7 protein-coding genes are annotated in these 14,464 nt (G+C 42.3%); all 7 read right to left on the bottom strand.

Annotated features, from left to right (window positions below):
- Window positions 1-92 precede the first annotated feature (92 nt).
- A complete protein-coding gene (locus IQ31_RS08475; protein WP_239468733.1) occupies window positions 93-1,658 on the bottom strand; it encodes a DUF4832 domain-containing protein in 1,566 nt (521 codons plus the stop codon).
- A gap of 44 nt (window positions 1,659-1,702) precedes the next feature.
- Entirely contained in the window at window positions 1,703-2,917 is a 1,215-nt protein-coding gene (locus IQ31_RS08470) for a SusE domain-containing protein (RefSeq protein WP_075991434.1), read from the bottom strand.
- 123 nt (window positions 2,918-3,040) lie between these two features.
- Window positions 3,041-4,681 (bottom strand): RagB/SusD family nutrient uptake outer membrane protein, encoded by a 1,641-nt coding sequence (locus IQ31_RS08465; RefSeq protein WP_145327740.1) that lies wholly within the window; start codon window positions 4,679-4,681, stop codon window positions 3,041-3,043.
- A gap of 17 nt (window positions 4,682-4,698) precedes the next feature.
- A complete protein-coding gene (locus tag IQ31_RS08460) occupies window positions 4,699-7,695 on the bottom strand; it encodes a SusC/RagA family TonB-linked outer membrane protein (protein ID WP_145327739.1) in 2,997 nt (998 codons plus the stop codon).
- A gap of 435 nt (window positions 7,696-8,130) precedes the next feature.
- Window positions 8,131-9,309 (bottom strand): glycosyl hydrolase family 28 protein, encoded by a 1,179-nt coding sequence (locus IQ31_RS08455; RefSeq protein WP_158638830.1) that lies wholly within the window; start codon window positions 9,307-9,309, stop codon window positions 8,131-8,133.
- Window positions 9,310-9,438: 129 nt separating this feature from the next.
- Window positions 9,439-13,503 carry a hybrid sensor histidine kinase/response regulator transcription factor gene (locus tag IQ31_RS08450; RefSeq protein ID WP_208734173.1) on the bottom strand — a complete coding sequence of 1,355 codons (4,065 nt, stop codon included), beginning with the start codon at window positions 13,501-13,503 and terminating at the stop codon, window positions 9,439-9,441.
- 200 nt (window positions 13,504-13,703) lie between these two features.
- Complete coding sequence (locus IQ31_RS08445) at window positions 13,704-14,450, bottom strand: hypothetical protein (RefSeq protein ID WP_237242018.1); 747 nt, start codon at window positions 14,448-14,450, stop codon at window positions 13,704-13,706.
- Window positions 14,451-14,464 lie beyond the last annotated feature (14 nt).

Raw genomic sequence — 14,464 nt, 5'->3', positions numbered from 1 at the left:
TACACGCTAAAATAAAAGGCCTGATCAATATCAGACCCTTTTGACTAAAAAACTTTCGCTAATTTTGGCTTTTAAAACTTATGCGAATGATCTCACTGTACCTGCACCTCCAATAGTTTTAACCATCCGGAATCAGTTATATCGCCATTTACGGCAAGCCTTATTCCCGGCTGATTTTCATTTGTTGTATCTACAATGGCGACGGCCCAGGTATAGTTTCCAGCAGCTACATCGACATTAGCTTTCAACTCGTATGCGACTGGATTATTCTTAAGCCAGGCGGAAGGTTCTCCTTTATCATCAACAAAAACTTTTTTCACCCTGTTTTCTTCGTCCAGGAGTGCAAAAGCTACTTTATATTTATAATTCCATTGAGGAATATTATTCGGGAAATACCCCCAGCCCATATTCCGCCAGCGGTGGTTAATTGTCGTTTCAGTACCCGAATTGACTTTCTCCGGTAAATAAATACGATCGGGATATAAACGATAGCCACCTTCAGAAATAAAACGCTGGCATAAGGTAAAAGATTTGGTGAACCAGCTTTCAATTTCACCGATACGGAAATCCATCATGTTTACAGCAGCTTCCAAGGAGCTGTCAAATTCGCCCTGCCGAACATCTTCGGGATGGTCTTGCCTGTATTTACCGCTTGGATCAGTCCAGTAACGGTGTGTACCAGTCGTAATCCAACCACCTTCCATAATAATCGGGCGTTTAAAATTCCAGACCTTGGCAAAATTCTTCTCCCAGCTTTGATAATAATCGGTCATTCCAAAGGCATCCTGACGCAGGCTGTACCCTTTATTGATCATCTTATTCAATAGCTTCTCCGAATTAGGATTGGGAGCTCCATTGCCCGCAGGGTCGCCAACTAAGCGGTGATAATTGATCAGCAAGGGCACTTTTGTAAAGTTCTTGGAATACACATCTGAAATCCAATCAACAACTTCTTCTTTGATTACCTCAATATTTTGGCCGGAAGGATTATTAGGATCTTCGTAAATGACGCTATGTCCCTCCCCCCACAAACCGAGTCCATAGGCATCGACAAAGGAGGTTTTATTTAAATCATTAAAATCCTTCGCCAACTCTTCGATCAGCTTGCTATAATATTTCCGAAAAACAGGATCTTGCAGCACGGGTGTTTTTCTATCCGGAAAAGAAGCATTGGCAACATAATACTTGGCGCCTGCATCGAAAACAAACTGCGGCGTATTTGCTCCTTGATCGCGACCGTCGACGACGATACGAAAGGCGATTGGCAATCCTTTATCTTGTGCCCCTTTGATCATTTTATAGATTGCCGTGCTGGGATCCCTCCAGGCATATACGCCATCTACAGGATTAAAAGTTCGCCAGCTGGTACGGATATAACAGGCAGATGCATAGTCAATTGCTTTGACCGTTTTACCTAAGTCAGGTACATAGAATTGGGTGTCCCAATAGGAAGGAGTCCCCGAAGCTGAAGCATACATGACCCAGCCGTTTAAAGGGTTACGAAACATGGAACTGCGGTTGTAGCTGGGTTTCACCAAGGTCCCTGCTATATCTTTTTCGTTATCAGCACTATCTTTCTTGCATGAAACCGCTAGAAAGCAAAGCATGATAGCAAATGCGCTGAGGCAGGCTTTTTTATAGTTTATATTGTTTTTCACTTTCAGAAATGTTAAAGTTAATTTAAATGCTTTGATACAATTGCTTACCGTTTTAGCCCCAGAATTGTCATGTTCCTTAGATCAAAAATCAGCACATTGGTCGTGGCAGGAATGGTAAAATAAGAATTGCGGTTGGCGCCAACGGTACCTCCGCCCAATTCTGCTACTTTTCCTAAAGTAAGCGTCAGGGTCTGAGCCACACCTTCAGTCGTAGGCGGAGCACTAAAAGCATAAGCCAGGTTTTTGTTATTACTGTTGTCTCCGGTCACGATAAACTTGGTGGTCCCGACTTTACCCCCGGTATAGACCAAAACCTGCGGATCCGCCAAACTTACCTGACAATCCATTTTTACCGGAGTTCCCCAGCCATTGATACTTCCGTGCATCCACAAATCCGTCACCGTGGTCGTATAAGGCTGGTCCCCTGTCCATGTCACTATTTTAGGAGCAAGTGCTTTCGCTGGAGAATAAATGGTTGCTGTCGCTTTTTGCATATTGACCACAACGCGATACTCGCCCGCAGTTGCTATTTTCCAGGAGAATACGTTTTCTCTCATTTTGATGCCAACGGCATTTCCATCGTTTAGTTCAGCGCTTCCATCCGAGGTAACAACATAATTGGTTTCACCGTTAAATTCGACCGGAATTTCCAGTTCGCCAGGCTGCAAATTCAATACATAAGCATACTGATCCAGATTTTCCAATGTTTTTGGCATCTCCACTTTGCTCCCGCCAACGGCACTTCCGCTCAAGAACACTTTATCGGCATCAAAAACAACCGTCTTGATCGGATTTACTGTAATTCTTACGGTACGTACTTCGGGTGCCTCAAAAGTAGCACCGCCCTCCCATTGTGCAACGACTCTAAACTCCAGCGTAAAGCTCTTATTTGCTGGTATGCCCCACTTTTCATTTGCCCAATTTTGTAATTGTTCGGAAGTAAAGCTTCTGCTCAATACGTTATCGTCTTCATAGTTAAATATGGCTGTACCGGTACCAAAATTGTTCCCCACCACATCTAACATCGTACTGTAGCTGACCAAATGATCATCTGATTGTACCCTAGCGGGCTTCCAGTTAAATGTGACGATATCTTTGGTCAAATTGACCTCGTCCAGCGTAATGTTTTCTGACGAAGGCTGAAGGTCCATCGTTTCATTGACTTTGGGTATATCCTGAATTTCCTGTTTGCAGGATAACTGGCAAAGTACCATGCTTAAGAAAAATAAGGTTTTGTATAAATAATTGATGATTTTCATTGATTTATATTTTTGCTAACGTTTGGATAGAATCATGCGCTTGACTAGCGCAACTGCTTTTTTGTCATCAGATGGGAAAGCTGCCGAAAATACGATTAGGATTCGGACAGCCTCCCATAACCATTAATTATAACCCGGATTCTGTGGGAACGGCGCCCCTGTATTGGCATCCCTGATCACCTGTGGAATAGGCCATAAGATATTGTTGTCCGTAATTTTATCCTTGATCGCATTATTATATTTTTTGACCCGCTCCACCAAAGTATTGGTACGCACCAGGGTAAATCTTCTGCTTTCTTCACCAACTAATTCACGGATACGCTCATCGAGCAGGAAATCCATATTCATCTGAGCGCCGGTAATTTCGGACGCTCCAGCTCTTTTCCGCACTTCATTGACGGCTTGGGCAGCTTTATCTGGCATATTTTGTCCCAAATAGGCTTCAGCAAGCAACAGATAGGTTTCAGCCAAACGGAATTTCATACGATCTTTATAACTACCGGTCAAACTTAAATTTTCAGTACGTCCGTAAAAGAATTTTGTAATCGCTGGAAATAAGCTTTTTGTCGTAAACCAGGTCTGTTCGGTAATATTGGCTTTTTTACCATATAGCGAGGTCTCATTCGCGTTGTTGTAATACCAGTTGCGTTTAATGTTATAACCTGAATTACGGATATCATTTGCTTCGAAAATACCAGCGACATTGCCTGTAGCATTGGTACCTGTGGTGCCTACCCACCACTTCATTGGCACTAATTGTGCAATACCACGGCCGCCCAATGTGTCAGCCAAAACAAATCCTGTAATCGTCGAGTAATTTGGTATCCAAGCCCTACGCGTCCAGTCATCCGAATTGGTACCACCACCGATCGTGTTAAACTGGAACTGCAATACCCAGATACTTTCTTTATTGCCACTTTTTCTATTTTGGTTATTTTCCAGAAATAAATCGCTAAATACATCGCCTGGTTTGCTGCCATTTACGCCATATCTGTTTTTCATAAGGTTATAATACCCACTATTGATGACCGCCAATGCGGCCTTTTCTGCTTCGGCATGATTGCCCTGCAATAGGTAGATTTCACTCAGCAAATGACTTGCGGCCCATTTGGTCAGCTTTCCTTCTTTTACGTCATCCGGATTTGTAGGCAGGTTATCCACCGCAAACTTCAGGTCGTCTACCATGTGGCCGATGACTTCGGCTTTTGGTGTACGGGTAAAATTAAGCTGAAAATCATACAGGATAGTTTCTACATAGGGTACATCGCCATAGAGATAAACCAAGGTACGGTAAGCATAAGCCCGAAAGAAGCGGGCTTCAGCCTGAAAACGTGCCTTATCCGCGGGCGTATCCCAATTGGTGTTTTTTTCGGAATAAACCAGCATCAGGTTTGCCGATGAAATAAGGTTATAAGCCCAGTTCCAGTAGGTGCCCACAAACCGCTCTGAGGCAGTAAGTGTAAGGTTGGCAAAAGCCGTCAGTGAGCCATCGCTATTAATGGCATCGGCGATATCCGTAGATACCTGTAAAGCTTCATATGGGCAGGCACCATTATGGATGAAGGCGCCACCTTCGCCATAGGTATTGTATTCTGAACGTGTGAGTGTATACAAACCAGCACTCCCCACTTCGAAACCGTAGGTGCTGGTATAGGTGTTTGAGGGGGCCAGTTCAGTTTTCAGTTCTTCCTCCAGAAACTTTTTACAGCCTCCTAAGGTGAACAATACGATAAGCCCTAAACTTGTTGTGATAATATTTTTCATTTTCATGTCCTAATCGATTAGAAGTTTACATTTAAGCCAAACATATACGAACGTGCCGTCGGATAGGAGGCCATCCAGGTGTTGTCGTAATTGAGGACCTCTCTGATATTAGAAATCGTATTCAGATTGTTGACGCTGGCGTTTATATCAATACCATTTACACCGACCTTTTTAGCAATTTTGTGTGGCAATTTATAACCAAAGGTGATGTTCTTCACCTGTACGTAGCTCACCTTTTTATAGTACCCGTGCCCCAATGGATTGAGATAGCCGGGTGAAACGATCGTCGCATTGGGATTCTCCGGTGTCCAATAATTGGCATCGTGGACGTAGTTGGTAATCCCGAAAGTCCAGGCCCCTAGATTGGCCATGTGATCATCGCGCCATACATCAAAAACCCCGGTTACCAACGCAGATGCATAAAAATTTTTGTAAGAAAACCGATTGGCTAAAGATGCTGTATAGCGTGGATTTTTAGATCCGATGACCACCCTGTCACTCGCTTCTATCTTGCCGTTACCGTCGCGGTCGTACAGCTTGGCAGCTCCGGGTGCTGCCCCATCCACAGTAATGGTTTCTCCATTTTGCCATACACCGATCATTTTATAATCGTAGAATACTCGTAATGGCTTACCAATAAACCAGTTGTTGGCAATATCATCGATACCGTCCCCCCTCAACTCGACAATTTTGTCTCGGTTTAAGGAAAACACAGCGGTCGTATTCCATTGAAAATTTTCCCCTTTCACGTTCGTCGAGTTTAAGGTGACTTCAATACCTTTATTTTGGGTGGCGCCGATATTGTCCCAAATGCGATTATACCCGTTCATGATAGGTACGGTGCGGGTCATCAGTAAATCTTTCGTTTTAGAAAGATAGGCATCGATAGTTCCTCCCAATCTGTTATTAAATAACTGAAAGTCCAGCCCCAGGTTGGTCGAATAGGTGGTTTCCCATTTCAGATTAGGGTTGCCCACACCATCACCGGCCAAATAGGCTGTCGTAACGGCAGTACCATCATCGCCCCAGATATATTTTACATTGGAGTATAAGCGGTCTAACGTGCGGTATGGTGTAATCGCCTGGTTACCGTTGGCACCATAAGAAAGGCGGATTTTCAGCATGTCCAGCCATTTGGCGTTATCTTTCAGAAAACGTTCCTCCCCGATTTGCCACGCCGCCGCTGCGACAGGAAAAAATGCATATTTATTGTTGATACCAAATACCGAGGCTCCATCTGTACGTCCTGTCAGGGTCAATAGATACTTGCCTTTGTAGGCATAATTTATCCGGCCCATGTATGACAGCATCGCAGATTCCGATAAGGAAGCGCTGTTGGAAACAAGACGGCTGGCCGAACCGATCATAAAGTATTCGGTATCATCGGTTACAAAACCTGCACCGCTCTGGGCTGTTGACCAGCTTTTCGTTTTTTGCATACTGAATAAACCCGTCACATCAAAACGATGATCGCCGATCTGCCGCTCGTATTTGAGCAGGTTCTCCCAGGTATAATCGTTATAATTGGAATTATTAATGGAAGCACTACCTCCGGCCTGCGTACCCTGATCCCTGCCTTCAAAGGTATTGCGCCCGTAATAGGTTCCGGTAAATCCGTTCCGATAATTATAACCAAAATTTGATCGTAAGGAAAGACCCTCCACCGGCAGCAAAATATTGGCATAGCCAGAAAGAAAGAAGTTGTTATTATACCTATCCTGAATCGCATTGACGTTGCGCATCGGATTGACGATCAATGAATACTCCATGGGTTCGGGCACATACTTCCCCGATTCGTCTTTATAGCTCCCATAAGGACTTTGTTTTATGGCATGTTCCAAATTTGGCGTAATACCACCGTCGCTTTTCCGGGTATATTGCAGGCCAACACCAGTGGTTAACCATTTATTAAAAGTCTGATCCACATTTGTGGTAATATTTAAACGGGACAACTTAGAATTGTATACCACACCCTCTTGATCCAAAGCTGCAAGGGCAGCCATATATTTTGTATTCTCTGTACCACCGGAAATGCTCAGCTGATGATCCATGGTCATGGCTTTTCGAAAGACGTAATCCTGCCAATTGTTAGTAATGCCTTTCGCATAATTACCGCGCTCTGTTACGCTAATAATATCCCCGGCGATAGGATCTAATAGCGCTCCAGTATAGCCTTGCCTAATTCGGGCAATATCTTGTTGAAAGCGGATGTATTCATTTGGCCCCATCACATTGATGCGTTGCATAGGCTCGGCCATGCCGATCAAACCTTTATAGTTTACCTGAGCTCTACCCAGCGCCCCCCTTTTGGTTTGTATCAGAATAACCCCATTGGCCGCACGCGAACCGTAGATGGCCGAAGCCGAGGCATCTTTTAAGATCGAAAGGTTTTCGACGTTGTTGGGATCGATATCTGCCAGGGATCCGCTGTAGGGAATACCATCTAAAATAATCAACGGACTATTGTTGGCCGATATCGAATTTTCACCGCGTATCAACAGGGTCTGTGATGCTCCCGGCGCAGCCTCGCCGGTCGTAATGGAAAAACCGGCCACCTGCCCCACCAAGCGATCCATCAGGTTTGAGGTAGATACCATGCTGAGCTGCTCTTTTCCAACCACGGCCAAACCTCCTGTTAAATCTTTCTTCTTGGCTGTACCATACCCTACGACCACAACCTGATCCAGGACATTATTTCCTGACATCTTCACATTGATGATTCCTGATGGATTGACCTTTAATTCCTGGTTATTAAAACCAATGTAGGTAAAAAGTAGCGTAGCCGTGCGTGGCGCCAGAATGGTATAACGGCCATTTGCATCTGTCTGAACACCGGTTTTCGCTCCTTTAATCATGACCGAAACACCCTTAAGTCCTTCTCCTGCATCATTGGTGACCTGACCTTTGACATTTATTTGATCTGTTGCTTGCGAATAAGCATAATTAGCCGCCACCACCGATAGGGTAGCACTCATTATCCAGCTCCTGAGCCAGAAATGTATTTTTTGTATCATTGATTTATAATGGTTAGTTTAAAATTTACTTGCGTCCTTTACTTTCCCTTTCTCGTAAAGAATATGAGTTTAAAATAGGTCTGCTTCAATAGGCTTGGATTTTTAATTTAAATTTTGTGATACATACTATCTCATTGCTGCAAATGCATGCGCAATGCAGACGGCAAGACTTCGTTTTCGTCCTTATTGACGAAACCTAAAATTCCGTTGCGCGTTGCTATTGATTTTTGTAGAGTTCGGATTACCCTGCGTGAGCCTAATCACGTGGTCGGGAGGAATTTTCATACACATATTTTGCTTTTTTAAAATTGGTTAAGACAAAACTATAATCATCACCAATTCGTAGGGTTCGTTTTTGTACGAAAATGGTTTGATTTTGTACAAAAGGCAAAAACATGTGTTTTTCGCTGTAAAATGGGGGTTAGAAGCGCTTTATTATTCTTTTTTTATACACATTAGATGATCTAGGATAACCGTATCGCTTGGTTGCACATCGATAGCTTCACCCCGACCTTTATAAATGATATCGCGGAAACTGGCCTGCGAGATACCTTTGGCTTTTATCGGTTGATGACTGATTAAATTTCGTACAAATAAGCCCTGGACATGCTCGCCATACTCGACCACCAAACCTTGTTGTGCTAGCGGACTGATGACCATATTCTCGATAAAAACATGACTTATACGGAGCTTACCCACAGGCATAATCCGTATGGATCGGTGTGAAATTGAATAGAAGTCCTGCCAGTTCTGGAGATAAATAGTTGAAATGTTGTCGATTTCGCCCCTATAAATCGAACCACTTACCACATTTACATTTTCTTCACCTGCTCCCACTCCGGTATCTGTCAACCCTATATTAATAAAGTCGTCACCGCTTTTACCTTTGCAATTCGCAATAATAATATTTTTGCAGCCAAAACGTATGCCCATGCCGTCTTGGTTCAAAATCTGTTTGTCTACTCCATCAACAGTTACTGCCTGCCTCACATTAAAAGTAATATCGCTTACCTTACCGTTTGTACAGCGTTCCAATACCAGTCCATGCCCATGATAATCCTTTAATGTAATGCCGCTAACCTCAAATACATCGGTGTGCGCCAATATAATGGCGTGGTTCCGCCATCCACCTTTTTGGTTCTCTCCGGGCTTACCTGCATCCGTACCATAAGATTGTCCAAATCCGCTGGGATTTAAGGACAAGATTTTATTATGGTCACCGGTAGCTCTGGGATGATCAGCACCTTCTAAAAGAACATTTCCTTTTCCAATAATCCGGATATTCTTTGTGGGTGCTATATCTTTAATTGCCAGCCCTGCATTTGCAGAACGAATAAAATTATCCCGGCATTTATCCGATAGCTTAATGGTACAGTTATTCAATTCAAGTTCAAAATCACCCGAAAGCAAAATGGCCTGATCGATGAGCCAGACACTTTTTTTTGTTACCGCATCGTATTTAGGGATCACTACTTTCCCAGTCGACTTTTTTGCTTCATTTATGGCTTTTTGTATACGTTCTGACTGGGAACCACTTTTGTATTTATTGGGGCTGATGTAAGTTTCATCTAGCTTTTGGGCGACAGCCGCTGTCAGATAAATTACGTTAAACAAGCAAAAGCAATATGTAAGCAGAAGCGTTTTTCTAAAAATTGTCATTTTCATGATCGTTAGGATTTCAAAAATATAGAATGGCCTTTCACCTATCTGAAAGGGTATATCGGTCAACTATTGGCTGTATTTTTATTTCTTTCCACTGGAAACCTTTTTCTTAAACTCTGAAGGGCTCAGTTCAAACTGTTTTTTAAAACAGACGCTAAAGTATTTGGCATTGTTAAACCCGGTTTGGTAAGCAACTTCCGCTATCGTCAAATCCGATTTTTCTAACAGATAAGCACTTCTTTTCAGCCGCATATTCAAAATAAATTCTTTGATGGACATTCCCACAATATCATGTATTTTTTGATAGAGTATGGTTCTACCTACGTTCATATCAGCCACAAAATCTTCTACGGAATAACTGGCATTGTCAATATTTTCTTCAATGACCTGAATAGCCTTAATCAGCAGTTCCTCGTCCATGGAGGTCACGGTTACATTGGAGGGATCTACCTGAACGTGTTTGCTGTATTTTTCTTTTAGTTCCCGCTGATTTCTTAGAATGGTTTCCGTCTGTTGCAACAGGTAGTCAACATGAAACGGTTTATCAATAAACACATTGGCGCCATATTCCAATGCTTTTATTTTATGCTGGTTGTCATCTCCCGTACCCGAAATCATAATAATAGGAATATGGCTAGTCTTAAAATTTTGCCTAAGGCTACGGCATACTTCCAAGCCATTGCGATTTGGCATGATCAAATCGGTAATAATAAGTTGCGGATAAATTTTTTCGGCTTTAATTAAGCCTTCTTCGCCGTCACTTGCTGTATATACATTATATTTTTCGGCCAGACGCTGCTCCAGGTAAACACGCAGCTGTTGGTCATCTTCAATGAGCAGGATATTATCTGTCTTTTTTATAGGGATCGATCCTGTTTCTGGGGCTGCAGTATCCTGCGTAATAATATCGTCGATTTCAGAAACGGTGTAATCATACACATTAGGCTGCATGTCGCCTGCCCCGGCCTGTTTCCTTAACGGTAGTAAAATGGTAAATGAAATTTTATCGGTCTTATTGACCATCCATATTTTACCCTCCAGCACATCTACCAGTTCTTTCACAATGGCAAGTCCAAGTCCTGAACTTTCTTCAAAAGTTGGCCGATGAGAAGATAAGCGGTTGAAAGAAGTGTAAAGCATCGCGATCTGTTCTTCAGAAAAACAATCACCGGTATTTATAACTTCAATGGAGATGTATTCGACTTCCTTCGGATCTAACGAAGGAAACCGTTCTTTTTCTTCTGCTGTTGCACTATAGATACGTACGCCCACATACCCATTATCTGGTGTATATTTTAGGGCATTGGAGAACAGATTAGTCAATATTTTTTCGATAACATCGTAATCAAAGGCAACATATAAATTGTCCTTGTACGCGGAAATATTGGTTTCAACACCTTTTTTATTGGCATAGAGCTCAAATAAGCTAAATAGATCCCTTACAAAATTGATAAAATCACCAACCTGCGGATTGAGCGTAATTTTTTGGCTTTCTATTTCGCGAAAGCGCAGCAATTGGCTAATCATCCGCTGTATTCTGGATACATTTTTCTCTATTAAATCCATGTATACCAAAGCGGTATCATTGGCCACAATAGTGTCTTTGAGTTGTTTAAGCGGCTGTAAAACCAAGGTTAGCGGTGTTTTTAAATCGTGTGAGATATTGGTAAAGAAGTCGGTACGCGCCTGGTTCAGCTCTTGCATATTCTGTTCTTTTAAACGCTCGAGTGCTAATCGCTCTTTAAACACTCTTTTATTGCTGTAATATCTCATTATGAAAAAGAGCAGAGCAAAAACAAGTGCGGCATAGCAACAATATGCCCACCAGGACAAGAAAAATGGTGGATCGACATGGATATATAATCGTGATATTTGATCGCCCCATAGCCCATCATTGTTGGAAGCCTTGATTTCAAAGATATAATCTCCGCCCGGAAGGTTGAGAAACTGTACAGATTTCTGGTTGGCATGACTGATTTGCCAGTCTTCACCTAGCCCCAACATCCGGTAAGCGAACTGGTTCTTCTCTGCGGATAGATAACTATTTGCCGAAAACTTAATTTCTACATTGGACTGGTTACTGGAGAGCCTTATCTTGTCTTCTTTTTGATTGGAAAGACTGCCAATGTCTTTCGTTAAAACTGATGAGCCATCCGCTGGTTTCACGAGTTTATTGTTGACCAGAAATCCTGTAAAAAAAACTTTCGGTTTTTGCAGATTTTTATTGAGGTACGCCGGATCGAAAAGTAGAAATCCATTGGTACCGCCAAACAGCATTTCACCCCTGGAAGTTTTGTAAGCGGCATGAATATAAAATGAACCAATGTTATTTTCCTGATAAAATCTGGCTTTCTCAAATTTACTGGATTTCCAATTGAAACAAAAAAGACCATCACTGGTACTTAACCAGATATTTTTCGTGGCAACATCTTCTAATATGCCAAATACCATTTTCGCCGGGAATCCGTTACTTACACTATAGTTGACATATGTCCCATCTCTTTTGAGTACATTTACGCCTTTACCCAATGTCCCCAACCATACTTCGCCATTTGAAGTTACTGTATAACTACACAGGTAATTTGCTGAATAGGAAGCATCTTTGAGCGCGTAGTGTTTCAATACCTTTAACGTATGGGGATTTACAACAAAAAATCCTTGATGGCTAATTAAACAGAGCTGATCTTCGTTATTCACATATAATGCTTCGACTTCGAGTTTCATTTTTTTGCCCTGCGCATCAAGGACGCTCACCATCTCTATAGGGTCTAGCGGCTTCTTTCGATATAAAAATGATTTATCGGGATCTGTCATCCACCAGGTGCCTTCCTTATCGTTTACAAAATCATAAACGGTGAGCGGTTGCTGGCTCTCCGGAGAGCGGAAATTGAAACTGCTGAAATGCTGATTGTCCACATCATAACTACCAATACCGCCGTTATAGGCTGAAATCAACAGTTTTTTACTCGTTCGGTCAAATTTCAGGCGTTTAATCATATGGGGACTCGACGAACTACCCTGCGATTTTTCTAGAGGGTTAAACTGATCCTTTTTTCTATTCCAGTAATTCAGGCTCCCCCCCTCGGTACCGATCCATATATTTCCCAGATGATCTTCCTGAAAACTACTGACTATGGGGTGATTGAGTCCCCCTGGGCTGGGCTTGAAGTAACGTACTCGGGAATCGTAAAGCGAGCAATAAGCTATTTTACCACCGTAAGTACCTATCCAGGCCCCTTGGTCCGGATCCGGATAAATTGTCCATATCGAGTTATTCGGTAATGAATAAGCATCGTTCAAGTTCATTTGCAAGGCGCTGCTGCTTTCATTGGATGGATCATAAAGATACAATCCAGCTTGCGTAGCCACCCAGATCACCCCGGTTTGGTCCAAATATAATTTTTTGGTTAACACGGCTGAATTTCCCATTATGCTTACTGGGATCTTCTGTTTTAAGTTTCCTGTTAAATCTGTTACATGGATTCCCCCTCGTTGTGTTAAAAAGTAATATTCCCCCCCGTACGCGACCGCATCGTTCACCTGATTTGTCGTACTACCAAAATCCGCAAACTGGAGTAGGCGTTTTTTCGTCATTTCAACTTGGTACACGACAGCGCCTTGGCTTAGAAACACCTGATCTTTAGCACTCATTATATTTTGGAAAGACTTGTTTTTGGGCAATAAAAAGCTTTCTGTCTGTTTATTTTGCGGATTATAGCGTAGTATGCTATTGTCTGACAGCATGTAAACCTGACCATCGCTATGTACACAAAGCGAACGGATCATTCCGGGAACCACGACATGAAAAGAAAACCGTTCGTAATCGAATTTTAATAAGCCTTGCCCAGAAGCTAGAAACAGATTTCCCTTTTTATCCCGAATTAAAGAACCATAACCCCATTTTTGCGCTGGTTTGATCGCAGAGACGATATCATTTAACTGATAAAAACTATTGCCATCGTACATGAAGAGCGCATCGGGCCCCGTGTACCAAATACGCCCTAAACTATCTTTTGCGATGCTCTGTATACCGCCATAATAGGAAGTTTCGGGCATCAGATGAAACCTATACCTCGAAAGATCGATACCGAGAACACATTGCCCCCAAAAAACGACGAAACAAATTATCAGACTGTATTTATTCATTTACCGATGCTACTAAAGCTGTTTAAATTTCTATCCAAGATTTACGCGTGCCAGGTTCAATCAAAATACCCTGCTGCTAATTGTTGATCAGTGGTTCTATAACCTTCGATTATCACACTATTAGGCAATGAGCTTCGTCGAAATTCTGGCCTTAGCTCTTTTTCAGCTGTGCAGATCCATGCGAAGCCAACAGTACCAATTTACTTAAAAACAGGCGTTGGGGACAAACTTATCTTCTTTTGCTGATTATTTTTGAGTTCGAAGATTACAAGTTCATTTTTTCCGGGTTTTAAATCCTCCGAAGGAATTAATATCGACTGCTGTTTTTCTTCCTCCCAGTAAGATCCCAAATATTTTTGATTTAACCAGACCTCGCCCATTCCCCATCCTGTCATATTAAGATACTTGTTTCCGGACAGATTGTGTTCGAAGTGACCTTTGTAAAAACCGGGGCTGTCATTAACTGATCTTTGTTCAAAAACCAAATCCTTCAGTGGATAATTACGCACCGTTAAGGGGATCATTTTCCAGTCTTGAAGGTCGTTTCCGTCTAAAGTAATGGTGCCAAATATCCCTTTTGAATTATCTGTAATTTCTGGTCCGTAAGTGATCCGGCCAATATTCTCGACATAAAATTGAAGTAAGTGTTTGCCTGGATTTGCTTTGATGGCTAGTTTTTTACTCTTATCTGTCAGGCTACCCTGTACCTTACCGTCGACATAGACCACGGCATAATCGCGTACGTTTTCCAATTCCAGCTCTTCGCTTTCGGCATCAGTGTTTATCTCGGTCTGATAAAGTACATAGCCCGATTCGATGTCCAAATCATTCAAAGATAATGCATTTTCCGCCTCGACAGCCTTATTATAAACCTGGTTTACAGACGCTTTCTCTTCTAACCTAATTTCCTGTGCCATGAGGGGCTGACCCCAAAAAACAGTCATCATAGATAATATCATTG

This window comes from Sphingobacterium siyangense (assembly GCF_007830445.1).
GTDB classification, from domain to species: Bacteria; Bacteroidota; Bacteroidia; order Sphingobacteriales; family Sphingobacteriaceae; genus Sphingobacterium; species Sphingobacterium siyangense.
The sequence above is the reverse complement of the archived record's forward strand: the minus strand, read 5'-3'. Positions and strand labels throughout refer to the sequence as shown.